Here is a 26,326-nt window from a genome sequence, read left to right on the forward strand (position 1 = left end):
GCCTCAGATATTGATACCTGTTATTCCCTGATTTCTGTCTGACCCCAATGGAACTCTTATGCAAACAGCACCCGCGCCGGTACAGCGCATTTTAGTGATAAAACTCCGTCATCACGGCGATATGCTGCTGATAACACCGGTGATTAATACTCTGAAAGCGAATTACCCGGATGCTGAAGTGGATGTCCTGCTGTATCAGGAAACGGCACCGATGCTCAGCCGTCATCCCGGCATCAGCCATATTTTTGCCATGGACAGAGACTGGCGTAAAGAGGGAACCTGCAAACGTATCGGGCATGAGTGGCGTTTACTGAAATCATTGCGCCGCCGCCGTTACGACATTGTGGTAAATCTCGCGGATCAGTGGTACAGCGCGATTGTCACCCGGTTCACCGGCGCCCGCATCCGTGCCGGGCTGGATTTACGGAAGCGGCAGAGTCTGTTCTGGAAGAAGTGTTACACCCTGCTGGCGGATACCTCGCAGGAACTGACCATGCACACGGTGGAGCAGAATCTTAACGGGTTAACCCCGCTGAATCTGCCGGTGACCGATAATCATGTCACAATGGCCTATTCAGAAGAAGACCGGCAGAAGACCGGACAGCTTTTGCAGCGCAAACAGGTGACCGGTGAGTATATTGTGGTGCAGCCGACATCCCGCTGGTTCTATAAATGCTGGAATGACGACAAAATGAGTGATGTTATCCGCACACTGGCGGATGAAGGGCATCAGATTGTGCTCAGCAGCGGGCCGGACCCGCGCGAAAAAGCGATGATTGCATCCATTCTGGCGCCGTGTCAGCAGGCGGTGGCAGACGGCAGAATTGTCTCTGTTGCCGGAGAACTGACACTGCCTCAGCTTGCCGCCCTGATTGATCGTGCAAAACTGTTTATCGGTGTGGATTCTGTGCCGATGCACATGGCTGCCGCCCTGAAAACACCCATGATAGCCCTGTTCGGCCCGACAAAACTGGTGTTCTGGGCGCCGTGGCAGGCAACCGGTGAAATTATTAAGGCATCAGATTACGGCGAACAACCGCATCCGGATGATATCGATACCGGAACGGACGAACGTTACCTGAGCCCGATCCCGGCAGAGGCAGTGATTGCGGCAGCACGGAGATATTTATGAAAGAGATGCGTCTGGCGATTGTCCGTCAGAAATACCGTCCGGACGGCGGCGCGGAGCGTTTTGTCTCCCGGGCGCTGGAAGCACTGGATAACCGGAATCTGGATCTGAATGTTATCACCCGCTCCTGGCAGGGCGCTGCGGCTCCCGGCTGGCATATTCATGTGGTGAATCCGCCGAAATGGGGCCGGATCAGCCGTGAGCGCGGATTTGCTCACGCCGCCCGTGCCTGCTGGCAGAATGAAAAATTTGATATTGTTCAGAGCCATGAACGCATCGCCGGTTGTGATATTTACCGTGCCGGGGATGGTGTTCACCGCCGCTGGCTGTTACAGCGGGCGCGGGTGTTGCCGGCCTGGCGGGCGAAACTGCTGTTTGCCTCACCGTATCACCGTTATGTGATGAAGGCAGAGCAGGAGATGTACCATGACCCGCATTTTAAGCAGGTGATTTGTAATTCGGTGATGGTAAAGAAAGAGGTGATGGAAGACTTCGGTCTGTCAGAGTCACAGATTACCGTCATCTATAACGGCATTGATTCTGAGAAGTTTCATCCGCTGCCGGAAGCTGAGCGTCTGGCACTCCGGCAGACGCATCAGATTCCGGCGGCGGCAAAATGCCTGGTGTATGTCGGTTCCGGATTTGAACGCAAAGGTCTGGCGGCGGCGATTATGGCTGTCAGCCGCAATGATGCCTGGCTGCTGGTGATAGGTCAGGATAAGGCAGAAAAAAAATATCGTCAGCTGGCTGCGTCCCTCGGGTGTGCTGATCGTATCCGTTTTGCGGGCATGCAGAAACAGACACTGCCGTTTTATCAGATGAGTGACGGATTGCTGCTGCCGACACTGTATGATCCGTTCCCGAATGTGGTACCGGAAGCGATGGCCTGCGCACTGCCGGTTATTACCAGCACCACCTGCGGCGGGGCGGAGTTTGTCACACAGGGTGAAGAGGGTTTTGTCTGTGATGCGCTGGATATTGCCGGTCTGGCAGACGCGGTTTCACAACTGCCTTGTGATCACCTCAGCAGCCGGATGTCTGCATGCGCGCGGCAGCGGGTTTTACCTTATACACCGGCAGCATTATCACAGCAGCTTATCGATCTCTACGGGCGGGTCCTGGCATAATGAAACAGCATATTTTATTTATTATTGACGGTTTACCGGGCGGCGGCGCTGAACGGGTGGTGCTGAGCCTGAGCCACGGGCTGGTTCTGGCCGGTTATGATGTCACTCTGCTGTCACTCAGCAATACCCGTGATTATGACATCCCGGAAGGCGTGGATTATCAGGTCTCAGCGGACAGCTACCGGGGATTGTTCCACCGCCAGACAGAAATCCGGCGCCGTGCCGGAAAGATGGATACGTTTTTGTCCGGTCTGTTTGCCCGTAAAGGCAAACCGGTACTGGTGGTATCCAATCTGCATAAAACCGACCGTATTGTGGCGGTATCACAGGCACTGGCCGGGCTGAATGTCTGGTTCTGCCTGCACGGCATGTTTTCAGCCAGCTATCTCGGTAATAAAACCGGCCTGCGCCGCCGTCTGAAACAGGAAAAAATCCGCCGTGTGTATAACGGACGGAATATTATCGGCGTATCCGGTGCGGTGTGCCGGGATCTGTGTGAAAACGTCGGGGTCACGCCGCAGCAGTGTGTGACCATTTATAACCCGTTTGATGTTGCGGATATTCAGCGCCAGGCGCAGGAAGATAACCCGTACCGGGGGCAGGATTACATGGTTCACCTCGGGCGTTTTCATGAGGTGAAACGGCAGGACAGATTACTGACCGCATTTGCACTGGCTAATCTGCCGTGCAAACTGTTGCTGGCGGGGCAGGGCAGCCCGGCGGCCACACAAACACTGAAAAGCCAGGTGGCTGAACTCGGTCTGGAAGACCGGGTGGAATTTATCGGTTTTCAGTCAAAACCAATGCCGGTGATCCGTGGTGCGAAAGCGGTGGTACTGAGTTCCGACAGTGAAGGGCTCTCTTCTGTTCTGATTGAATCCCTGATCTGCGGTACACCGGTGGTCAGTACCCATTGTCCGGGCGGGATCGGCGAGATTATGACCGGCGAATTGACTGCCTATTTATCCGATATGACACCGGTGAGCCTGGCGGAAAAAATCCGTCTGGTTTATGAACATCCGCCGGTGATCACACCGGAGATGTATCAGAAGTTTGAGCGGCAGACGATCGTCCGCCAGTACTGCGATCTAATTCAGCCCGTCCCGTCAACACACGTGTGAGGAGCACAATCATGGCGAAACCCGCTTTTATCATCACGCTTGATACGGAAGGGGATAACCTCTGGGAATCCGGTCCGGTGATCACCACGCAGAATACCCGGTTTTTACCGCGCTTTCAGGCACTGTGTGAGAAGTACAGCTTTAAGCCGGTCTGGCTGACCAATTATGAAATGGCAACGGATGATGCCTATATTGAATTTGCGCAGGATGTGATCGCCCGGCAGACCGGGGAGATCGGTATGCATTTACATGCCTGGAACAGTCCGCCGCTGCAGGCACTGACAGCCGATGATGATCGTTTCCAGCCCTATCTGATTGAATATCCTGACGATGTGATGAAAGAAAAAATTAACGTCATGACATCACTGCTGGAAGATAAATTACAGACTAAAATGGTCAGCCACCGTGCGGGCCGCTGGGCATTCAATGAAAAATATGCCCGTTTGCTGGCAGAATTTGGTTATCAGACAGACTGTTCGGTGACACCGAGGGTGAACTGGGCATATACCCCGGGGGCACCGGCACCCATCGGTCACGGCGGCACCAATTACCTGAATTTTCCGTCTGACGCTTATTTTATGGATCTGAATGATATCGGACGTTCCGGGGATTCAGCGCTGTTACAGGTGCCGATGAGTGTTCAGTTCCGCCATTCCCCGCTGATGAACGGCCTGAAACAGTTTTATGATAAGTTACGCGGCAAAAAACGTTCGCCGTCCGTGAACTGGCTGCGGCCGAAAGGCGGGAATCTGGCACAGATGCAACAGGTGGTTGATGCCTGCCTGGCTCAGGGAAACGATCACATTGAGTTTATGCTGCATTCATCTGAATTTATGCCGGGCGGCAGCCCGACATTCAGGGATGAGGCGGCGATTGATGTATTGTATGATGATCTGGAGCAGTTGTTTGCGTATATCGCGCAGCGGGCGGAAGGGATGACGCTGGCGGAATTTTATCAGCGGAAACTCGCACAGCGTCATGCATCATAATCTTAACGCGGCATGTGCTCAGCCATGGCGGCGAGCACATCATCCGCACTGACAGAGGACAAATCCCCGTCCTTTGATGTCAGGGCAAACTGCCCCTTGCCGTAACCACCGATAAGCCCCGGGTCTGTCGGGCCGTACAGGGTGATATTGGGTTTATCCAGCGCGGCTGTCAGATGGCTCAGCCCGGTATCGACTGAAATCACCCCCTCTGCCCCGGCGATTTCTGCCGCCACATCCGCCAGTGATAATTTCGGCAATACATGCACATGGGTGAATCCTTCCGCCAGGCGCAGCGCCCGCTCCTGTTCATGCGGTGCGCCCCATGGCAGGCGGACATGCAGATCAGTATCAGCCAGTTGTGCAAACAGCGCCCGCCAGTGTGACTCCGGCCAGTGTTTGGCATCACGGGTGGTGGCGTGGAGACAGACCAGATACGGCACGGCATCCGGCGATACTGTACGGTTATTCAGAAAATGGGCGGCAATCGCGTAATCCCCCTGTGTCTGCGGTTTCTCATAGCCGAGACTCAGGGCAAAAAGCTGACGGATGCGCTCAACAGCATGCTGTGTTTTACTGACAGCGTGTTTCTCATCATAGAAAAAACCCGCCAGCGGCTCGCGGATACTGTGCCGGTCGTAGCCGTGTTTACGGCCGTGTGCCAGCCGGGTGACCAGAAGGGCACTTTTAATCAGCCCCTGGGCATCAATCACGGCATCATAGGTCTGTGACTGAACAGCGTCGCGGAACCGGCGGCGTTCATCACGGATATCACGGCGGAACCAGTTTTTCCGCCAGCGGCGGATAGCGACCGGAATGACGCGATCAACAGCAGCGTGCCAGCCCGGGATCTGGGCAAAACCCTCTTCAACCACCCAGTCAAAGGTGATCTCCGGAAATACCTGCACGGCATCGGTCAGTGCGGGCAGGGTATGCAGCACGTCTCCCATCGATGAGGTTTTAACGATTAACACACGGCGCATGGCGGGGAACTCTTCAGCAAATCATCCAGTTCAGACAGAACCCGCTCCGGCTGAATATCAATCAGGCTCTGATGGTAGCCTTCATGGGCATCCCCTTTGCGGACTTTGTGATAACCGGTGATCAGGCGGATAACGCGGGCTTTCTCTGACAGCGGCGGCGTGAAATCCGGACTGCTCGGGCCGTATAAGGCAACCAGCGGGCGATCCAGCGCGGCAGCCACATGCATCAGACCGGAATCGTTGGTGATAATGGCATGACAACCGGCGATCAGGTTTACCGCCTGTTCCAGCGAGGTTTTTCCGGCCAGATTCAGGCAGTTTTCGCGCTGTTCATCACTGAGCATGGCGAGGATTTCCTCACCGGCAGCGTGATCTTTTTCCGAGCCGAACAGCACTATCTGAACATCGCGCTCATCAATCAGTTTCTTCGCTAATTCACCGTAGTGATAATGCGGCCAGCGTTTTGCCGGGCCAAATTCAGCCCCCGGACAAAAACCAACCACCGGGCGGTGATCACGGATATTAAATGCCGCCATGCTCTCGGCAATATCCTCATCCCGCACCACCAGCTTCGGCCACAGCAAAGGCTGCGGAAGAGCAGCGGCGGCAGGGACATCCGCTTTATCATACGCGAGGGCAACATAGCGCTGCACCATCAGCGGAAAAGCGGCTTTGTCGAGTTTCCGGTGATCGTTGAGCAGGCCGTAACGCATTTCGCCCAGCCAGCCGGTGCGCACAGGGATTTTCGCAAAAAACGGCACCAGTGCCGATTTTAACGAGTTCGGCAGCACATAAGCACGATCATACTTATTATCACGCAGGGAATGACCCAGACGGCGGCGCTCACCGAGTGCCAGGGCGCCATGGCCGATAGGCATGGCGACAGCATCATCCACTTCCGGCATTTTTGCCAGCAGCGGACGGCACCACGCAGGTGCCATCACATCAATCGTTGCCTGCGGATAACGTGTTTTCAGGGTACGGTAAAGGCTTTGTGACATCATCATGTCACCGACCCACGATGGCCCGATCACCAGAATTTTCATGTGCGTTTAATTAATTCCCCTGATTTAACCAAGCCATATATTCACGGACACCTTCGGCGACCGTTTTAAACTCACCCGGGTAACCGGCTGCACGCAGATTGGTCAGGTCAGCCTGGGTATATGCCTGGTAGCGGCCTTTCAGTTTTTCCGGGAACGGGATGTAATCGAGCGCGCACTGGCGGTCACTGTGGAAACCGGTCACAGCATCGGCGACAGCCTGGAAAGATTCTGCACGGCCGGTACCGCAGTTGAAAATACCGGATTTGGCATTTTTCCAGAACCACAGGTTTACATCCGCCACATCACCCACATAGATGAAATCGCGCAGGAAGTTTTCACTGCCGGAGAATAATTTCGGGTTTTCGCCGTTTAAAATCTGATTATTCAGATGGAAAGCGACACTCGCCATGCTGCCTTTATGGCCTTCACGCGGGCCGTAGACGTTGAAATAACGGAAACCGCAGATCTGAGACTCTGCTTCCGGCAGAATTTCACGGACATACTGATCAAACAGGAATTTGGAATAACCATACACATTTAATGGCTTTTCATACTGCCGATCTTCAATAAAATTATCACTGCGTCCGCCGTAGGTGGCGGCAGAAGAGGCATACAGGAACGGGATTTGGCGATCCAGACAATAATGCAGCAGTTCTTTGGAGTACTGATAGTTATTATCCATCATGTACTTGCCGTCCCACTCGGTGGTGGATGAGCAGGCACCTTCATGGAATACCGCCTCAACATCCCCGAAATCATCCCCGGCCACAATACCTGCGATAAAATCTTCTTTATCCATGTAATCGGCGATATTCAGATCGACCAGATTGACAAATTTGGTGCCGTCTTTCAGGTTATCCACGACTAAAATATCCGTGTAACCGTCATCATTCAGTGCTTTTACAATATTGCTGCCGATAAATCCGGCACCGCCGGTGACAATAATCATCACGCATTCCTCTGTTCGGTTCATTTAAGAAAATGAAAAAATCACTGCTTTTATCATAGCATTGATGGGAGTCTGACGTGGATGAAAAAATTGCGGCGGCAGGAAGATCTCCCGTGTTACCGGGTTGTTTTCCGCTGATGATCTGTTATACCGTGAACACTATTTATAACGTTATCTTATTATGTTATCCGGCCGGACAGTGTCTCCGGACTTTAAAGGAATATGCATGAACCCGACCACTGTTTTCCGGTTACCGTTATTATTTGTACTGGCTTATGTGCTTATCCTGGGTGGTTCGCTGATCCTGGTTTCTTATCCGTCTGTCAGTGTCAGCTCGCCTGATTTAACATTAGCGGCGTATTTGTCGCGGGTATTTTCTTTTCAGCTGATCCAGCTGACCGGTATTTTCACCCTGACATCACTCCTTTTTTATCATAACCGGATAACCGAACTGAACCGGAAAACAGTGCTGGCAGTTATCGGCCTGACAATATTTCTGTATACGGTAAACAGTATGCTCGGTGCTCTTAAGGCGGAGTGGCTCAGTAATCTGGCGGCGCAAATCATTGCAGATGGATCCGGGCTTTCAGATATTATTCTGATGATAAAAACGGTCGATATTTTTCTGTACCTGATTTCTTTTGTATTACTCGGTATCGCCACCCGTCTGACGGCGGCTTATTATCTTAAAGTCAGTTATCCGGCCGTTATTCCGGACGGAAAATCACCGGATATTTACGCCGTGTTGTTCAGTACCGGGATAGTGTACTTATTGTGGATGGCGGCATCATTTCTGACAGCGGTGATAGCAAAACATTTCCCGGGCGGAATAGCGGAACCGGTTTCTGATAATGTGTATATCACGGCGGCAGGTCTGCTGGTGTTGTGCGGTATTATTTTTCTTTTTGTCCGGCACCGGTTTCCGCCGGACGGCGGAATACTGAAAATCAGACCTCTGGTGATATCTGTTCTGCTCAGCACCGTATTCAGTCTTCTGGCTATGGCCGCCGTAACGGCGGGGACGCTTTTTATCGTATTAATCAGCGACAGTTTCCGGCACTTCGGGGAAACAGAGTTATGGATGATGGCGGCGGTCTGTGTCGTGCTGACTCTGTGGATCAGCCGCGCGGTTACCGGCATGATGTTCCGCCGGTACGGACTGATATAAAAAGGAGTGATATATGCAGGGAGAATCCTCTGCGGAAAACACGTCATTTTTCCGCCTGCCGCTGTTATTTGTGCTTGCCTGGCTGGGGGCAGGATACCTATGGGTACATGTTATTCTGCCGAAACTACTGACGGGGTATGTCTTTTATTATCTCTGGCCGCTGATCCGGCTTAACAGCATCACGGAGTGGATTGTTTACAGTCCGCTGTTCTTTGTGGTGACGTCATTTGTTTTCCTGCAGCGGCATTTCAGCCGGGCAGATTCCGGGGCAGCTATCCGGGTCATTATTATGGCGGTTATCTGTTTTGTCCTGATTGAAGCCGCCGGTTTTCTGCAGCTGATGATGACATTATCCGGTATGGAAAAAAGGCCGCATTTTTTTTCTCCTCCGGTACTGATGATGACACTGCACTGGTTTTTAAAATTGCTGGTGGCGGTTGCCGTTGTATGGCTGACTACGTGGCTGATGACCCGGGTATGCAGTAAAAATACCCCGGCACCCCGGCTGACACCGCAGAATCACCGCCTGGTGAACAGTGTGTTACTGGTGATACCGATGCTGGTTATTTATTTTCTGACATCATTTCTGATTTTTATGATCGCGGCGGACAGCTCATCCCGTGAGGGGATCATACAGTCCGTGCTTATTCTGTTTACCTCCGGATCCACGGATTTATTGCTGCAATTGCTGATTATGATCTCTGTTCTGATTGCGATACTGTACAGTGCCTTGGGATACAGCGGGGAGCAGCTGCGGGTGAAACGACTGTTGCTGACAGCGGTGGCCGGTGCACTGGTGATCGGTCTGGTGTATTACGGGCTGATTTTTATCTCGTTTTATTTTACCGGCGGTAATGCTTACGGTAACCCGGGCGCAACGGATCGCTCAGTTACTGCTTCCCGTTATCTGAGCCTTGTGATCGCCGGGTTTATTCTGCGGATGATGGTGAAAAAATTGTTCCGGGAAATACCGGCAGCGGAGCCGATAACGAATTAATTACCGGCGCATCACTTTTTATTGATTTCCGCTGCTTTTTCCGCAGTCGGTACTGCATCCGCTTGCGGCAGCGCCATACGGATGGAGGACAGGACTTCTGCCACTTTGCCGTTCAGCTGATCTCTCATGACCGCTTCAGCCAGCAGGTTGATATAGCGGGTGTAGAACTCCCCGCCGATTTCCGTTTTACCTTCGCACTGTTCTGTCATTGGTGTCAGCCACGGTTTTTCCTTCTCCGCAGGTTTGACCGGTACGACCGGTTTCTCCGGCTGCGGTTTTACGGCGGATGGTTTACCGGCATGCGTCAGCATATATCCCGGTGACACCAGCTGAATATCCGGCGGCAGTTGCGGGATGAGCTTATGCAGTGCGCGCACCGTCGACGGATGCGGGTGCCCGATGGCGATCACCGATCCCTGCTTACGTGCCAGCGCAACAGCCCGGTTCAGCTGTTTGCGGGTCTCTTCCTCTGTCTGCACATTATCCAGAAAAACCTGGCGGCGCAGTACCCGGACCGGCGTTCCCTGTGCAGCCTGTGTGGCTTTGGTGCTGCCGATGGTCACACTGTCGAGGAAATAAAAACCGGAGCCGGAGAGGGATGCCATCACATGCTGCATGGCGGTCAGATCAGAGGTCATTGCGCTGCCCATATGGTTATTCATCCCGGTGGCATACGGCACCCGGGCAATCGCGGCTTTGATCAGGGTATCAATTTCTGCGGCACTCATGGACGGGCGCAGGGTATCGCGTTCCAGCGGCTGTTTGCTGATCGGTGCCATCGGCATATGAATAAGAATTTCCCGGCCCTGACGATGGGCTTTCTCCGCCATCTCTTTGCCGAACGGGGAGTTCGGCAGGATAGCGATCGAGACCTGCGGCGGCAGTTCCAGGATACGGTTATCATCCTGTTTGCGGTAACCGAAATCATCGATCACAATGGCGAGCTGCGCTGCAGCAGCAGAAAACGTTATCAGTGACGAAGTGATAAAAAGTAACGAAGTCAGTAAGATATTTTTTGTTTTCTGCCGGTAAGTCACGGTGTGCTATCTCCCCAGCCAGGGCTGCGGGTTAACCGTCCGTCCCTGGCGCCGGATTTCAAAATAGAGGCCCGGTTTTTCCTGACCTCCGCTGCTGCCCACCAGTGCAACCGGCTGACCGGCTTTCACCTGATCACCCACATTCACCAGTGCGCTCTGGTTATACCCGTACAGGCTCATATCCCCTTTACCGTGCTCAACCACCACCACAAGGCCATAGCCCTGCAGCCAGTCCGCCAGCAGGACACGGCCATCCGCCACCGCTTTTACCTGTGTCCCTTCCGGCGCGCCGATCACCATGCCTTTCCAGCGCAGTTCACCGGAGATACTGTCACCGAAACGGTGTACCAGCGGACCACGGACCGGCCAGACAGCCTGACCGGCAGGACGGCCCAGTCCCCCGGTACGGGACATCAGCGAACGTTCATCCTGAGTCGGGGTATAGGTGGAGCCTTTTTTCTTCGCCTGCGCCTGTTTTTCGCGGATACGGGCGGCTTCACGGGCTTCGCGTTCCGCACGGGCTTTGGCCTCACGCTCCGCTTTGGCTATCTTGTTGCGCAGCTGGCTTTCGTTTTGCCGCATCACCAGCAAATCTTTTTGATCGGCTTTCAGCGAGCGCTCCAGCTCGGTCAGCGTGGATTTTCGCGCGGTTTGGGCGTTGTCGAGCTTTTTCTTTTCACTCTGCTGTTTGCCGAGCAGTTTTTTCTGCTCTGCACGTTTTTGTTGTTCGGTCTGACGGCGGGTGTGCAGCAGCTGAGTGGTTTCTTCCAGCTCTGCAATGGTTTTTTCCCGTGCGGCACCGATATAGGTGTAATAGGCGAGGATCCGCTCATCACGCTGACCTTCCTCACCCTTGAAAATCAGTTCAATACCCTGATGACGTCCCTGACGGAATGCCGCATCCAGCTGTTTTGACAGCAGCGCCCGCTGAGACTTCTGCTTTGCATCCAGCTGTTTGATTTCAGAACTGAGAGAGGTGATTTCACCATCGAGCTGTTTCAGGGTTTTTTGCGTGGAATAGAGTTCACGACCGGCAGCGGCGATATCCTTTTCCTGATTTTTCAGCTGGGTTAACAGATTCGCGCGTTTTCCCTGCTGCTCTTTGACGCTCTTTTCTTTCTCCGCAATATTCAGCTGGAGATTTTTCAGCTCATTCTTGCTGGCATCAGCGGTGGTTGTATTGGCGGCAGACACAGCAAAAGAGACCGGCAACAGCAGCGCTGCCAGTAATGTGCGGACACCGGGGGATACCCGGCGGGAATGTGTGCGGAAAACGTGCTTATGCGCCAATTTATCTGACCCTGCCGTTGCGCCAAAGAAACGATCGTATTTAACTATTCTAAACTACAATTATTCCATGCCATTTAGAGCGTTACCAGTCCTGTTGTCCGGGATTTACACTTCGGGACAATCCGGCGGCAGAGATTCACCGCGAATTTGTTGCGTTTGTTTTTTACCTTAGCCGCGAATCAATGGTAAATTAACCCCTCTGTCTGTCGGAAAAATGAATTTTCGCGGCATGCGCCGCAAAATTACGATGAAAACAGCCATAACCCGGGCAAGACCGGCTGTATTTGAACCGGCACACAGGTATACTTCTGCCCTTTGATCTTTGTTATTAACCAACGGGAGTTATTGTCCCCCATGCTGCAAGAAATTATGCCATTTGTCAGTAAGCACCCTATTATCAGCCTTGTATGGGTCGCGTTACTGATCTCAGTCATCGCACTGACTGTCAAAGGACTGTTTTCAAAAGTGAAAACAATTCCGCGTTCTGCTGCTATCGCACTGATGAATAAAGAAGAAGCGATTGTCGTGGATACCCGTACCCGGGACGATTTCCGCCGTGGTCATATCATTGACGCGGTCAATCTGACGCCGTCAGAAATTAAAGACAACAACCTCGGTGAAGTGGAAAAACACAAAAACCGTCCTGTTATCCTGGTTTCCGCCAACGGTATGGAGCTGGTCAAACCGGCTGAAAGCCTGCTCAAAGCCGGTTTTGAACGTGTATTTGTGCTGAAAGACGGCCTCTCCGGCTGGACCGGTGATAACTTACCGCTTTCCCGCAGCAAAAAGTAATCCGGCAAAGGAGGATTGGAACATCCCCTTTGTAACTCACACTCTTTATATGGATATCAAAAGGTAACACTATGTCAGAACAACAAAACACAGAAATGTCTTTCAACATTCAGCGCGTTTACACCAAAGATATTTCTTTTGAAGCGCCGAATGCACCTGCCGTTTTCCAGCAGGAGTGGCAGCCGGAAGTGAAGATGGATCTGGACACCGGTTCAACCAAACTGGCTGATGACGTTTATGAAATCGTTCTGCGCGTCACTGTGACCGCGACCATGGGCGAAGAAACCGCGTTCCTGTGTGAAGTTCAGCAGGCCGGTATTTTCACCATCGGTGGTCTGGAAGGAACCCAGCTGGCGCACTGCCTGGGTGCATACTGCCCGAATATCCTGTTCCCGTATGCCCGTGAGTGCATCGCAGGCCTGGTTGGCCGCGGTACATTCCCTCAGCTGAACCTGGCACCGGTTAACTTCGATGCACTGTTCATGAACTATCTGCAGCAGCAGGAACAACAGCAGGCTGCGCAGGAAGGTACACAGGAAGCATAATGACAGACGCTTCTATGACTGTACTCGGTGCCGGTTCATACGGCACCGCTTTAGCGATCACACTGGCCCGTAACGGGCACCGTGTGGTGCTGTGGGGGCATGACCCGGAACACATCCGCCAGCTTGAGGCCGATCGCGCCAATCAGGCATTTCTTCCGGATGTCCCGTTCCCGGATACCCTGATCCCGGAAGCTTCCCTTGAAAAAGCCCTCGCGGCCAGCCGTAATATTCTGCTGGTGGTGCCGAGCCACGTGTTCGGGGATGTGCTCAAACGTGTCAAACCGCTGCTGCGGCCTGATGCCCGGATTATCTGGGCGACCAAAGGTCTGGAAGCAGAAACAGGACGTCTGCTGGGTGAAGTGGTGCGTGAAGTCCTCGGGGATAACATTCCGCTGGCCATGATCTCCGGTCCCTCTTTTGCCAAAGAGCTGGCTGCCGGCCTGCCGACGGCGATTGCTGTCGCGGCGACAGAACCTGCCTTTGCCGATGAGGTTCAGCAGCTTTTCCACTGCGGCAAAAGCTTCCGCGTCTATAAAAACCCGGACTTTATCGGGATCCAGCTCGGCGGTGCCGTGAAAAACGTCATTGCGATCGGGGCGGGGATCTCTGACGGAATGGGGTTTGGTGCCAACGCGCGAACTGCGCTGATCACCCGTGGTCTGGCAGAAATGACCCGCCTGGGCGTGGCATTAGGCGCAGATCCGTCTACCTTTATGGGTATGGCTGGTCTGGGTGACCTCGTGCTGACCTGTACTGACAACCAGTCCCGCAACCGCCGTTTCGGCATGATGATGGGGCAGGGTGTGAGTGTGGATGAGGCGCAGGAGCGCATCGGGCAGGTGGTGGAAGGATACCGTAATACCAAAGAAGTGCGTGCGCTGGCAGAGCGTGCAGGCGTTGAAATGCCTATCACCGAGCAAATCTATCAAATACTCTACTGCAATAAAGATGTGCTCGAAGCTGCCCGTGCCCTGTTGGGTCGTGCCACCAAAGAAGAAGGTGAGCATTTTTAAGCCCGTTTTTTATCCGAAGTCTGTGAGGTAATTATGTCCTACGAAGAACTGGAAGAGGTCTGGAGCTATATAAAGCAGGAAGCGCGGGACTTTGCTGATTGTGAGCCGATGCTGGCCAGTTTTTTCCATGCGACATTACTCAAGCATGAGAATCTGGGCAGCGCGCTCAGTTTTATGCTGGCCAACAAACTGGCAACCCCGACCATGCCGGCGATTTCTGTCCGTGAAGTCGTGGAAGAGGCGTATCACAACGATCCGCAGATGATTAAATCTGCCGCAATGGATATCAAAGCCGTCCGTCTGCGCGACCCGGCAGTGGATAAATACTCCACGCCGCTGCTTTACCTGAAAGGCTTCCACGCCTTACAGGCTTACCGCATCGCCAACTGGCTGTGGAACCAGAACCGCCGCGCCCTGGCAACCTACCTTCAGAACCAGGTTTCCGTGACATTTGGTGTGGATATCCACCCGGCCGCAAAAATCGGCCACGGCATTATGTTTGACCACGCAACCGGCATTGTCATCGGCGAAACGGCTGTAGTGGAAAACGATGTCTCCATCCTGCAATCCGTTACCCTCGGCGGTACCGGCAAAACCGGCGGCGACCGCCATCCGAAAGTCCGCGAAGGCGTGATGATCGGTGCGGGTGCCAAAATCCTCGGTAATATCGAAATCGGACGCGGTGCCAAAATCGGCGCAGGCTCCGTGGTTCTGCACCCGGTCCCGGCACACACCACGGTTGCAGGTGTCCCGGCAAAGATCGTCGGCAAACCGGGCTGTGAGAAACCATCTCTGGATATGGATCAGCACTTTAACGGGTGCGAGGGGATTTAGTTTTCGGATCCGGCAACCAAAAGTAAAAAAGACAGCCTAGGCTGTCTTTTTTGTGTCCGGAATACAGAGTATCGTTAATCCCGCAATAACGCCCCTGCATAATCCAGTTGCCGCCAGGCTTCAAATACAATCACTGCAACGGTATTGGATAAATTCATACTGCGGCTGTCCGGCAGCATCGGTACACGGATTTTCTGATCAACCGGCATATTATCCAGTACATAAGGCGGCAACCCGCGGGTTTCCGGCCCGAACAGCAGATAATCCCCGGCCTGATAGCTGACATTACTGTGACGCGGTGTGCCTTTGGTCGTCAGCGCAAACACCCGGTTACCGGTTGGCGACTGTGCATTATCAGAACTCAGTCCCTCGCTTTCGAGAAAGGCGTAATAATCATGATGATGTTTGATATCCGCAAACTCACTGTAATCCAGCCCGGCCCGGCGCAGACGTTTATCATCCCAGGTAAACCCCAGCGGATGGATCAAATGCAGCCGAAAGCCGGTATTGGCACATAACCGGATGATATTGCCGGTGTTAGGTGGTATTTCAGGTTCGAATAAGACGATGTTGAGCATGGTTTCTAATCTAGATAAAAACTATATGATTTATTCTCTGAGAAGTTTTAAGAGAAAAGCCGTTTTTTCTTTCATTAACCCAATATCTGAGCGGGATTCTACATTTAGTCTGACAACTGGCTCTGTGTTAGAACATCTTAAATTAAAGCGCCACTCATTAAACTCCATACTAATCCCATCAGTCATATCTATAGAAATAGCATCATTTTGGAAATATTCTGCTACACGTTTAATAGATTGATTGGGGTTAGCCAGAACAGAGTTAATCTCCCCTGAGGCAGGGTAATTAGCTATATATTGCTTAACTAATTGTGATAAAGAAACAGATTTTTTGCTGAGTAACTCTATGACTAAAAGCCATGGGATCATACCGGAGTCGCAATAAGAAAAATCCCTGAAATAGTGGTGTGCGCTCATTTCACCACCATAAATGGCATCTTCATTACGCATTTTTTCTTTAATAAAAGCATGGCCTGTTTTTGACAGAACTGGAGTACCACCTGCTTTATTGACTATATCAATAGTGTTCCAACTAAGTCGCGGATCATGTATGATTTTTGCACCCGGTTCTTTTTGAAGAAAAGCCTCAGCAAGCATACCAACAATATAATACCCCTCAATGAAAGTACCATTTTCATCAAAGAAAAAGCAACGATCGAAATCACCATCGAAAGCGATACCAATATCAGCCTTATGTTGGATTACCGCATCTTGCGTATCCTTTCTGCATTCAGGTAATAAAGGATTAGGGATACCATTAGGGAAATTACCATCTGGATTATTAAATAATTTAATAATAGATATTGGAATATTTAAAGATCGAAATCTTTTTTCAATTTCATCAATTACATGACCAGCTACACCATTGCCAGAATTAATGACTAACTTCAAAGGCTTGATCGAAGATAGGTCTAAATAAGAAAATAGATGGTCAGTATAGGGACTTAAATTTGATATATGGGAAACTTTTCCATGCTTAGAAATAGGCGGAAATATGTTTTTTTCAGCTAGTATCTTTATTTCATTTAATCCGGTATCACCGCTGATCGGTTTGGATTTTTCTCTGACTAATTTCATTCCATTATAGTCAATAGGATTATGACTTGCAGTTATTTCGATACCACCATCGGCATTAAGATAGCTTGTGGCGAAATAAACTTCTTCGGTTCCGACTATCCCAATATCGATAACATTACATCCAGAATCAATAATTCCTTGAATTAAGGCCAACTTTAGTGACTCTGAACTATGACGGCAATCGCAACCAATAACTATATTAGAAGGAGATAAATAAGCACAGTAAGCACGGCCAATTCGGTATGCTATATTAGCATCTAGGCTTTTACCTATCTGGCCTCTAATATCGTAGGATTTGAAGCACTCCATCATGATTTTTTTACTCTTGCTTTGTATTTAATAACATCCAAAATAAATTTTGGCATTGAAATTACTGTTCGCTTCCATAGTCTTTTGGGTTCACCAAGTAATCGAATAAACCATTCTAAATGTAGGTATATCCAAAATCTTGAAGGCCTGCGTATTGTTCCCGCATAAAAATCAAATACAGCACCGATACCAGATATCATTTTCACATTATTAATATGTTCTTTAATTAAGTGAATTAATTTTTCTTGTTTTGGAGCTGTTAATCCAACAAAGACAACATCGGGATTGAATCTATTTATTTCAGTAATAAATAGATCGATTTCTGAATCGGAGAATTTATTTTTATACGGGGGAGATAAGGATTTCATAGATACATTGGGATATTCATCCAGCATTTTCCCTTGTATTTTTGCTAGAACATTATTTGTTGAGCCTAAGAAAAAAACCTTTCCATATTTATTGTTTAATAAAGATAAAGTATATGAAAATAAATCATAGCCGGCAATCTTGTTTAATTTTTCCCCATAAAGGTATTGAATGGAAAAAACAATACCACTTCCATCAGGAATTAAAAAATCTGATGATCTTAATGAGTTCATAAAATAAGTATCGTGTTTGGCCACGATATAGGAGTGAGGATTAATGGTATTTACAACACTTATAGATTCGGATGAAAATACCTCAGAGAGGATTGATGCTAAGCTTAGTGAAGTAACTTTATACCCCATTAAATCATAATCAAGAGACATATATTAATGTTCTCCTTTACTATAATTTTCAACTCGTACTATATCATCGTCTTTAAGGTAACATCCTGAGCGAACTTCAATCAAATGCAAGGGAACTTTCCCAGGATTTTCTATTGAATGTGGTGAACCTATTGGTATAAAGGTTGATTCATTCTCACAGAGCAAATAAGTATCATCGCCATTTTTAACTCGAGCAGTTCCAGATACAACAATCCAATGTTCTGCCCTATGGTAATGTATTTGAGTTGCCGTTCTTTCTCCTGTTTTTACAACTATTTTTTTTACGTGAAACCGAGGACCTTCAGCTATTTTTTCATGTGTACCCCATGGCCTGAAAATTTCATTATGTTGTATATACTCAGTTCGTGATTCATTTTTCAACCTATCTACAATAGATTTTACATCCTGGACATTATCCTTAGAAGCAACAAGAACAGCATCTTTCATACTCACAATGACTAAGTCATTTATACCAACAGCAGTAACTAGTTTGTCTTTTGAATAAATATAGCTATTCTTAGTGTTATGAGTGATAACATCGCCTCGTAGAACATTACCACTAGGATCTTTATCACAAATATTCCATATGGCATCCCATGATCCAACATCACTCCATGAAACATCCATAGGGATTACAACAGCAGAATCGGTTTTTTCCATCACGGCATAATCAATCGACTCAGAGGGGCAGCGTGAAAAAATCACCTTATCCAGTCGGATAAAGTCTAAATCTATATAGCTTTTTTGATATGCAGCCTGGCATGCATCATAAATTCGTGGATGAAATTTTTTTAATTCGCGTAAATACACTGAGGCCTTTGAAAGGAACATACCACTATTCCATACATATTCTTGAGAATTAAAGTATTTAGTAGCAGTGTTATAATCAGGCTTTTCCACAAATCTATTAACAAAAAATATATTATTAGATATTTTGTTACCAAGATGAATATAGCCATAGCCAGTTTCAGGTGAGGTAGGTGTAATACCGAACGTAACAATATTATCATTTTCAGCAAACGGTTTTGCTTGTAGTATTATTTCTTTAAATTTGAGTTCATCCTTTATAACATGGTCAGCCGCAAGAACTAACATTAAAGGATCTTGGTTATTTTCTATTGCATGGAATGCAGCTAATGCAATGGTTGGAGCAGTATTTTTTCCTTCAGGCTCAAGTAATATACCACTATGATTTAAATTTAATTCTCTTAGCTGTTCTGCTACTATAAATCGATGCTCTTCATTGCATATAATAAAAGGATTTATATCTGATACTAAGTTAGCTCTCTGCATTGTTTCTTGGAGCATTGTATAGTCAGATGACAGTGACAGAAATTGTTTTGGGTATAAAAAACGAGATAATGGCCATAATCTAGAGCCCACTCCACCAGCCATAATAATTGGTAATATCATAAGATTATTTCTATATATCAAAGGATGGGTTTAGGTACCTTATTAAAGCATCATAATGTTTCATTTATAATTTTTTCTACAAGCTTAAGTTCATTCTTGATATCATAATGATGATTCCCAATAAATAAGCCACTATCATTAATTAAATCGCTATTTTTCAAATCATCAAAAATCTCATAATCAAAATACTGAACAACAGGATTTTTAGCAAAGTTACCAGCGACTATAGGTCGACATTCAATTCCATTTTCTGTAAATTTTTTAGCTAATAGATCTCTTTTTTCTTTTCCATCAAAAACAATTATAGAAAAACCAAACCAGCTGCTTTTCCCTGTTTCTTTCTGAATAGAAATGGATTTTATCTTAGAAAAATTTTCTTGAAAATATCTGGCATTAAGACGGCGGCCAGCTATTAAGGTCGGTAGTTTTTTTAATTGTTCTATTCCCAATGCGCCTGACATTTCAAGTGGGCGGAGGTTGTAGCCAGGTAAAACAAAACGAAACGATTCTTCGAAAGGATTGTCACTTTTAGTGCAGATTTTATTTTCTTTTGGCAAATTACGAGTCCAGCCATGTGCTCGTAATGATAACATGATATGATATAATTCTTCGTTGTCAGTGGTAACCATGCCTCCTTCCATTGTAGATATGTGGTGACTAAAAAAGCAACTATATGTACCAAGTAAACCAAATGTCCCTGAGTGTTTTTCATTCAATGTGGAACCGAGGGACTCGCAGTTATCTTCTATTAAGATGATATTTTTATCTGCAATAATTTTATTTAATTCAGTATAATCTACAATATTTCCTAAGAGATTTACCGACATTATTGCACGTGTTTTATCTGTAATAGCACTTTTTAATTTATCCAAATCTAGATTTAATGTTTCTTTATCAATATCTACAAATTTAATTTTTAAACCATACTGATATAATGGATAGTACGTAGTGGACCATGAAACAGCGGGTACAATTATTTCATCCCCTCTCTGTAACATAGGTAACTTCGTGTAAAATAAAGATGCAATGGCTAATAAATTAGCAGATGAACCTGAATTTACCATAATAGCATATTTACTGCCGACGTATTGAGCAAAATCGTGTTCGAATTCTTTGACAAATTTACCCATAGTAAACATACCGCTCTTAATTACATTGTTTAGAGCATTATATTCATTATCATCCCAAGTTGTAGTTGCTAAAGGAAGCATTTTATTTCACCTCATTAATATAAAAGTTATATGTTTTTTGAATTCCGGATTCTAATGTAGTTTTGGGTGACCAACCTAGCTGAGTTTGCTTGCTTATATCTACTAATTTTTGCTTCATTCCAGATGGTTTTGTGTGGTCATATGAGAAATCACCTTGATAGCCTATTATATTAGCAATGGTTTTATAATATTCTGTGATACTGTAGTCATATCCTAAACCAACATTAATTAAATCAGGAATTGCTCCAAAGTTATTTAAGCTATATAAAACAAAATCGGCCAAATCACCAGCATACATAAATTCACGTCTAACGGAGCCATCTCCCCATACATCAATACTCGGAGCATTATTATTCAATGCAGTATCTATTTTACGAATTACAGATGGAATCATATGTGATGATTTCTCATCAAAGGTATCCCATTTACCATATAAATTACATGGTATATATGTTTTATATGAGACACCTTTTGTTTTTGACAAATACATGCATAAGCGAGTAGTTAGTATTTTTGAAATAGCATAGCCTTCATTGGTTGGTTCTAATTCACCCGTAAGAATTAATTCCTCAGATAAGGGGTTATTAGCCTCTCTGGGGTACATACAGGAACTTCCAAGATTTATTAAATGTCGTACACCATTCTGATATGCAGAATTAATGATATTCATTCCTAACATTGAATTTTGATAACAAAAATCATAGGGGGCAGCTATATTAGCTTGTATGCCACCGACTAAACCTGCACAGTGAATAATAAGGTCAGGTTTATTGTTTTTGATATAGGTATTTACGCTGTGACTATCAAGAAGGTTAAGCTCTTTTCTATTCGGCGCTATAACGTTGTACCCCAACAATATAGCTAATTCAGAAATATTTTTCCCAACCAACCCAGATGAGCCTGTAATCATTATTTTCATTATTATTTCTCAATATATATGCTGGGATTGAAGTTGTTATTTTTGAGGCAGAGCATTTTTTGAGCTGTAGTTAAATCAGCCATGACCATTTCTGAACACATCTCTTCCACAGTAATTTGGGGTTCCCATCCGAGTGCTTCTTTCGCTTTACTTGGGTCACCTAACAAGGTTTCAACTTCTGCTGGTCTGAAATATTTTTCATTTACTCTTATGATTATATCACCAACACAAACGGCGGGTGATATATTATTATCAACACTAATTACTTTAGCAGTTTCACTAGTACCAGTTCCTTCGAATTTTAATTCGATACCTAATTCTTTAGCAGTCATTTTGACAAATTCGCGGACAGAAATTTGTTTTCCTGTAGCAATAACAAAATCATCGGCATATTCTTGTTGTAACATTAGCCATTGCATTCTAATATAATCTTTTGCATGTCCCCAATCCCGTAAAGAATCTAAGTTTCCTAGTTCAAGGCATTTTTCAAGACCTTGAGATATATTAGCTAATGTACGAGTTATTTTTCGGGTAACAAAAGTCTCGCCTCTTCTTGGGGATTCATGATTAAATAATATTCCATTGCATGCATACATGCCATATGATTCTCTATAATTAACAACTATCCAGTATGCATACATTTTTGCAACAGCATAAGGTGAACGAGGGTAGAAAGGAGTGGTTTCCTTTTGAGGTATTTCTCTTACATCGCCAAATAACTCAGAAGTTGATGCTTGATAAAATTTAGTTTTATGCTCTAACCCATTAATTCGGATAGCTTCAAGTAAACGAAGTGTACCTAATGCATCCGTATCTGCAGTATATTCAGGGGTATCGAAAGACACAGCCACATGAGACATTGCACCTAAATTATAAATTTCATTTGGCTGTATCAGTTTTACTAATCTGATCAGATTTGATGAGTCAGTTAAATCGCCGTAGTGTAGATGTATTTTGTTTGATGTATTGCATATTGAATTGATACGGTCGGTATTGGCTAATGAAGAACGTCTGATTAATCCATGCACCTCATATCCTTTCTCTAAGAGAAATTCAGCCAGATAAGAACCATCTTGTCCGGTAATTCCAGTAATAAAAGCTATCTTCATTTGTTGAACTCCATTAGTTTCAGAAATAGATGGTAATTATATGATTTAGAATAGTAGTTTCTTATAGCGCACACATTTTCTTTTTTTTCTTTGATATCTTCTGTTATGCCAGCGATAGTATTTTTTATCTCTTCATTATTAAAAGAGCATATCCATCCAAGATTATATTTTTTTACTATTGAAGATGAATCAGATTGACCAATACACAATATTGGTAATCCTGCTCCAATATAGTCAAAAAATTTATTTGGCATTTGAGCACTTCCTAAAATAGGAAGAATACCAATATCACATGATGATACTAAACTCGCAGCATCAGTTAAGTTTTTTGTTCCATGAAAAATGATATTATTCTTAGCAAGGGACTTATATTTATTAGCTTTTTCCCCATCACCAACAATATGTAATTCCATGTTTTTTTGTTTCGAAACCGATAAAATAATGTCATCCAATGGGAATTGACTTTGTAAATATCCTATATATATTAATTTTATTATTTTATTTTTATCCTGTATTTTTTCTTTACAACTAGTTAGGTATTTATTCCATCTTTCATCATCATAGCCAAGAGGAATTAGTGCCTTTCTTTCTGAAATGGTATATTTATTAACCCAATCATTTTCAAATGATGGAGAAACATAACTAATGGAATTAAAAACAATCCGTTTTTTTTTATAAAAAAATTTACAGTATTGATTAAAAATTTTCTTTGTTAGACCTTTACCGGGAAAAGCATTTGGCCAAATATCTCTTACGTCTAAGTGAAGATAACATTTTTTTAGTTTAGATAATACTATTGCACAGAAATATACTTCTGGAGGAATACTTGAAATAATTAATTTATCATTTCTTTTTAATTTAAAAATGAGATATAAAAACAACTTTGTTGCAAAAATATAATGGGTGAAAAATCTAGGGATAGAAAGATTTTTCTTATATTTTGGAACCATTATAATTTTATAATTTATATCGCTATTTTTAAATTTATAAAGTGGAATGTGTTCCTTTTTTTTATGGCTGAAATTAGATGTTATTATTTCACATTCATCATATTTCTTTAGTAGGGAATATAGGGCTAAATTTCGTGTGCCTCGAGCTTCTATATGATTTTCAAATGGAGATATCAGGTATATCACATAAGATCCTTATTAGGATAAGTTACCTCTTTCAAGTGTTTACTTGAAAAAAAATGGAATACAAAGTATAAAATTAAAAGTGGTAGATTTGATATAAGAACCAAACTGATATTTACAGAGTAGGAATATATCAATATCATGAAGAGTATCATTTTACCAAGTATTGCAATGAAAAAGCCGATAACTTGTATTTTTAATTTATGTAACGCATTAAAAATATAGCAATCTTTAGTTATTGCTATGATACAGAAGAAAAACGCCAAAATAAGAGAACTTTCTAAAAGTGAAAATCTATATGTTATTTTCACCCACAATGATATTATTTCATTGAGGTATATTGATGTAATTGACATTAATATAAGCAGTATCATTAGCATGAGGTTATAGAGTAGATTAATCCTCTTACTATTTTCCGGTTTTAATGCGATTCTACTCCACAATGGTTTTATTAATACTAACGAACCAATGAGGTAAATGCTACATAACTTATATGCGATATCATAGTAACCAGATTGGCTACTATTACAATAATATAGAATAAGATATCTATCTATTACTAAAAAAATGGAAAATAATATTTGTGATAAGAAAAATAATAAAGAAATAATTGCTTTTTTCTTGAAGTTATTAAGTGTGGTCTTGAATGATATAATGGTTGGAGTTATTTTTTGAAAAATAAAAAAATTGAAGGAAACCCTGATAATTATATTAATGAAAATTAGCGTACATGATAAATATAATATAGACATATACTCATCAAACCAGCCTGATATTATTACAGAACAGAAGATTATATTTATTAGTAATTGTATTAAGTCAATTATACCACTTCGCATTGTTGATAAAAGAAAAACATTCAGTGTGTTAAAATAAAATATAACAACACCAAGAATAATAAATGATATTTTCTCGTAACTATCAGCAAAAAATAATAGTATAATTAATAGCAGAGCAGATATGATTAAGTTTATATTGAATAACTCATTTGTAATTTTAATTGCATGCTGTTTGCTATTATTTATCCATGCATATGTTATATCATTTCTATAACTGTTAGATATACCAAGGTCAAAAGTTAATAATAGAGTTATGGTAGCAAAATAAGTTGCCCATATGCCATATTGTTCTGGTGTAAGTGTTCTAACTAATATCGCAGTCAGCCAGAAGCTACTTAGTAATGAAATGGCTTTCATTAAAATTGCAAAGAGTAATTCTTTTTTCAATGTTATATTTCTGCGTTAGTTCGTGTTTCTGTTATAGATATCTGATGTTTTTTTTCCTATTTCTTCCCAAGAATAAAAGGAGAATATTTTTTTCCATTCGTCGGAGGATGAATAATATTTCCTACTGATATTGATATTATTGAATATTATCAAAAGCATTTCTTCTGCATTTTTTATATCCCATGAGAATTTCTCTCCTATATAGCCAACTTCAAGAGGCTGGGTTAGTCCCCCGGCATCAGACACTAATATTGGTTTCTTATAGGATAATGATTTAAGTAATACACCACTTTGAGAAATTTGTATATATGGAAGTACTACAACATCACAATTTGATAGGTAGGAATTAAAGTCTTCATCGGATAACTCGGCATTGTAATAAAAAATAGAATTTGGACTATAGTCTTCGGAAAGGCAATTGCATATTTTAATATGGTAGTCGTCAGATGCTTTTCCTAGTATGTATAGCTGGCATATACGATTAAAATTTTCATTTTTTTTGCATATATTTTTCCATACCGAAATAAATTCCGTTATACCTTTATATTCGCTTATACCACCTATGATTAAAAAATGAATATGATTGTTATCTTTGAATTTATTGGCGATATAATTTGTGTTAATATTATTTAATATTCCATGTGGAATAACCTGTATCCTATTTTTTTTGACATTAAAATCATTGGCTATTTCATTCTTTGTTTGTTCTGCGTGCACTATTATATTAGAAACAGCACTATAAATTTTTACAAATATCTTTTTATATTTATTATGTGTATTGTGAGGGAGTACATTATGTGCGGTATATACAATATTAACTCCAGTTATCCTTTTTAGTATCTTTATAAAAATTAGATCTATACGTGGTATCCGTAACCACTGGATATGTATAGCTTGAGGTTTTAATTTAAAAGAATAATATAATATTTTTATCCAAGAGAGTGAATATGAAATTATTTTTATTATTTTATTTTTGATTTTATTATATCTAAATATTTTATTTATTAGTATGTTATTATTTTTTTTTACATCAGAGTAAAGGTATGAACAAAAAAAATATATTGACCAATTAGTATCAATATTATTGAGTAATGCGGTATCGTATTCCTCCATATTTCTATATGACATAGGGTCTATATAGAACACTATTTTTTTGGATTGCATACATTATTCCTATGATTGGAAAGAAGAATGGACCAACTAGATAACCATGTGTAAAGCAAGTTATACAGAGTATTAGTAAAACAGGAATATTTTTATTTAATGAAATTAAAAGCATTGAAATAACTGATAAAAAGCCAAAAACTCCACTAGAAAATAAGATATTTGCAAATACATTCACACCGATAAATTTTTGTTGAAAATTTAATACAGATATTGAATAAACATCCATATTTCCAACACCAACACCGAAAAGTAAATTTTGATAATTTTCGAAGGCTGGGAATAGTAACCATGTTGCCATTAGTCGATAATTGGCAGAACCATCACTACCCGATAGTATCCTGATGAGACGTGTAATAATTAAACTTTCACTTATATTACTCATGAATAATATACAAAGAAATAAAAGAATAACTAATAA

General features: G+C 44.3%; 25 protein-coding genes. 10 read left to right on the forward strand and 15 right to left on the reverse strand.

All coding sequences use genetic code 11. The annotated features are described in order from the left end of the window. The first annotated feature begins 58 nt into the window (after window positions 1-58). From rfaQ to U868_RS0105090, 4 genes are read left to right on the forward strand one after another with little or no spacing between them, the layout of a single operon-like run. A complete protein-coding gene (gene rfaQ, locus U868_RS0105075) occupies window positions 59-1,132 on the forward strand; it encodes a putative lipopolysaccharide heptosyltransferase III (protein ID WP_025152347.1) in 1,074 nt (357 codons plus the stop codon). After that, window positions 1,129-2,256 (forward strand): glycosyltransferase family 4 protein, encoded by a 1,128-nt coding sequence (locus U868_RS0105080; RefSeq protein WP_025152348.1) that lies wholly within the window; start codon window positions 1,129-1,131, stop codon window positions 2,254-2,256. The genes rfaQ and U868_RS0105080 overlap by 4 nt, the downstream gene beginning before the upstream one ends. After that, the gene (locus U868_RS0105085) at window positions 2,256-3,377 is read left to right on the forward strand and encodes a glycosyltransferase (protein ID WP_025152349.1); all 1,122 of its coding nucleotides are present in this window, start codon (window positions 2,256-2,258) and stop codon (window positions 3,375-3,377) included. Before U868_RS0105080 ends, U868_RS0105085 begins: the two co-directional genes overlap by 1 nt. 11 nt (window positions 3,378-3,388) lie before the next feature. Then, window positions 3,389-4,366: a polysaccharide deacetylase family protein gene (locus U868_RS0105090; RefSeq protein ID WP_025152350.1), complete on the forward strand. Its 978-nt coding sequence runs from the start codon at window positions 3,389-3,391 to the stop codon at window positions 4,364-4,366. A gap of 2 nt (window positions 4,367-4,368) precedes the next feature. On the opposite strand, the gene rfaC is transcribed toward U868_RS0105090, so the two are convergent. Genes rfaC through rfaD form a run of 3 tightly spaced genes read right to left on the reverse strand, consistent with a single transcriptional unit; the run spans window position 4,369 to window position 7,341 of the window. Then, on the reverse strand, window positions 4,369-5,346 hold the full coding sequence (rfaC, locus tag U868_RS0105095; RefSeq protein ID WP_025152351.1) for a lipopolysaccharide heptosyltransferase RfaC: 978 nt from the start codon (window positions 5,344-5,346) through the stop codon (window positions 4,369-4,371). Beyond that, complete coding sequence (gene rfaF, locus U868_RS0105100; protein WP_025152352.1) at window positions 5,331-6,392, reverse strand: ADP-heptose--LPS heptosyltransferase RfaF; 1,062 nt, start codon at window positions 6,390-6,392, stop codon at window positions 5,331-5,333. Before rfaF ends, rfaC begins: the two co-directional genes overlap by 16 nt. 10 nt (window positions 6,393-6,402) lie before the next feature. Further along, a complete protein-coding gene (rfaD, locus tag U868_RS0105105; RefSeq protein WP_025152353.1) occupies window positions 6,403-7,341 on the reverse strand; it encodes an ADP-glyceromanno-heptose 6-epimerase in 939 nt (312 codons plus the stop codon). Between the two features lie 226 nt (window positions 7,342-7,567). On the opposite strand from rfaD, the gene U868_RS23420 reads away from it, so the two are divergent. Both U868_RS23420 and U868_RS0105115 read left to right on the forward strand, forming a co-directional pair. Continuing rightward, a complete protein-coding gene (locus tag U868_RS23420) occupies window positions 7,568-8,509 on the forward strand; it encodes a hypothetical protein (protein ID WP_240182663.1) in 942 nt (313 codons plus the stop codon). A gap of 13 nt (window positions 8,510-8,522) precedes the next feature. After that, window positions 8,523-9,506, forward strand: a complete 984-nt coding sequence (locus U868_RS0105115) for a hypothetical protein (RefSeq protein ID WP_025152354.1) — start codon at window positions 8,523-8,525, stop codon at window positions 9,504-9,506. A gap of 11 nt (window positions 9,507-9,517) precedes the next feature. Here U868_RS0105115 and U868_RS23425 read toward each other — a convergent pair whose 3' ends face one another. Next, the gene (locus U868_RS23425; protein ID WP_025152355.1) at window positions 9,518-10,543 is read right to left on the reverse strand and encodes a divergent polysaccharide deacetylase family protein; all 1,026 of its coding nucleotides are present in this window, start codon (window positions 10,541-10,543) and stop codon (window positions 9,518-9,520) included. A 6-nt stretch (window positions 10,544-10,549) separates the two neighbouring features. Next, entirely contained in the window at window positions 10,550-11,833 is a 1,284-nt protein-coding gene (gene envC / locus U868_RS0105125; RefSeq protein WP_025152356.1) for a murein hydrolase activator EnvC, read from the reverse strand. 354 nt (window positions 11,834-12,187) lie between these two features. Here envC and U868_RS0105130 point away from each other — a divergent pair, with 354 nt between their 5' ends. From U868_RS0105130 to cysE, 4 genes are all read left to right on the forward strand, one after another. Next, entirely contained in the window at window positions 12,188-12,625 is a 438-nt protein-coding gene (locus U868_RS0105130; RefSeq protein ID WP_025152357.1) for a rhodanese-like domain-containing protein, read from the forward strand. 71 nt (window positions 12,626-12,696) lie between these two features. Next, the gene (secB, locus tag U868_RS0105135) at window positions 12,697-13,170 is read left to right on the forward strand and encodes a protein-export chaperone SecB (RefSeq protein ID WP_004236643.1); all 474 of its coding nucleotides are present in this window, start codon (window positions 12,697-12,699) and stop codon (window positions 13,168-13,170) included. Next, window positions 13,170-14,183: an NAD(P)H-dependent glycerol-3-phosphate dehydrogenase gene (gene gpsA, locus U868_RS0105140; RefSeq protein ID WP_025152358.1), complete on the forward strand. Its 1,014-nt coding sequence runs from the start codon at window positions 13,170-13,172 to the stop codon at window positions 14,181-14,183. Before secB ends, gpsA begins: the two co-directional genes overlap by 1 nt. A 33-nt stretch (window positions 14,184-14,216) precedes the next feature. Continuing rightward, on the forward strand, window positions 14,217-15,017 hold the full coding sequence (gene cysE / locus U868_RS0105145) for a serine O-acetyltransferase (RefSeq protein ID WP_004236641.1): 801 nt from the start codon (window positions 14,217-14,219) through the stop codon (window positions 15,015-15,017). 74 nt (window positions 15,018-15,091) lie between these two features. Here the strand turns inward: cysE and trmL are convergent, their stop codons facing one another. The 10 genes from trmL to U868_RS25440 form a co-directional block, all read right to left on the reverse strand. Continuing rightward, on the reverse strand, window positions 15,092-15,595 hold the full coding sequence (trmL, locus tag U868_RS0105150) for a tRNA (uridine(34)/cytosine(34)/5-carboxymethylaminomethyluridine(34)-2'-O)-methyltransferase TrmL (RefSeq protein ID WP_025152359.1): 504 nt from the start codon (window positions 15,593-15,595) through the stop codon (window positions 15,092-15,094). Between the two features lie 30 nt (window positions 15,596-15,625). Continuing rightward, entirely contained in the window at window positions 15,626-16,984 is a 1,359-nt protein-coding gene (locus tag U868_RS0105155) for a phosphomannomutase/phosphoglucomutase (RefSeq protein WP_025152360.1), read from the reverse strand. Then, entirely contained in the window at window positions 16,981-17,730 is a 750-nt protein-coding gene (locus U868_RS0105160) for a WecB/TagA/CpsF family glycosyltransferase (protein WP_025152361.1), read from the reverse strand. Before U868_RS0105160 ends, U868_RS0105155 begins: the two co-directional genes overlap by 4 nt. A gap of 3 nt (window positions 17,731-17,733) precedes the next feature. Continuing rightward, window positions 17,734-19,143: a mannose-1-phosphate guanylyltransferase/mannose-6-phosphate isomerase gene (locus U868_RS0105165; RefSeq protein ID WP_025152362.1), complete on the reverse strand. Its 1,410-nt coding sequence runs from the start codon at window positions 19,141-19,143 to the stop codon at window positions 17,734-17,736. 50 nt (window positions 19,144-19,193) lie between these two features. Then, window positions 19,194-20,354: a DegT/DnrJ/EryC1/StrS family aminotransferase gene (locus U868_RS0105170; protein WP_025152363.1), complete on the reverse strand. Its 1,161-nt coding sequence runs from the start codon at window positions 20,352-20,354 to the stop codon at window positions 19,194-19,196. 1 nt (window position 20,355) lies between these two features. Next, complete coding sequence (locus U868_RS0105175; RefSeq protein WP_025152364.1) at window positions 20,356-21,273, reverse strand: GDP-L-fucose synthase family protein; 918 nt, start codon at window positions 21,271-21,273, stop codon at window positions 20,356-20,358. Window positions 21,274-21,275: 2 nt separating this feature from the next. Further along, on the reverse strand, window positions 21,276-22,382 hold the full coding sequence (gene gmd / locus U868_RS0105180) for a GDP-mannose 4,6-dehydratase (RefSeq protein WP_025152365.1): 1,107 nt from the start codon (window positions 22,380-22,382) through the stop codon (window positions 21,276-21,278). Then, window positions 22,379-23,518, reverse strand: a complete 1,140-nt coding sequence (locus U868_RS0105185; protein ID WP_025152366.1) for a glycosyltransferase family 4 protein — start codon at window positions 23,516-23,518, stop codon at window positions 22,379-22,381. Before U868_RS0105185 ends, gmd begins: the two co-directional genes overlap by 4 nt. A 1,238-nt stretch (window positions 23,519-24,756) precedes the next feature. After that, complete coding sequence (locus tag U868_RS0105195) at window positions 24,757-25,905, reverse strand: glycosyltransferase (protein WP_025152368.1); 1,149 nt, start codon at window positions 25,903-25,905, stop codon at window positions 24,757-24,759. Then, window positions 25,859-26,326, reverse strand: a 468-nt coding sequence (locus U868_RS25440; protein ID WP_205275481.1) for a hypothetical protein, incomplete at its 5' end; no start/stop codon positions are given. The genes U868_RS0105195 and U868_RS25440, both read right to left, overlap by 47 nt.

Source organism: Morganella morganii H1r, assembly GCF_000633515.1.
Taxonomy (GTDB): domain Bacteria; phylum Pseudomonadota; class Gammaproteobacteria; order Enterobacterales; family Enterobacteriaceae; genus Morganella; species Morganella morganii_B.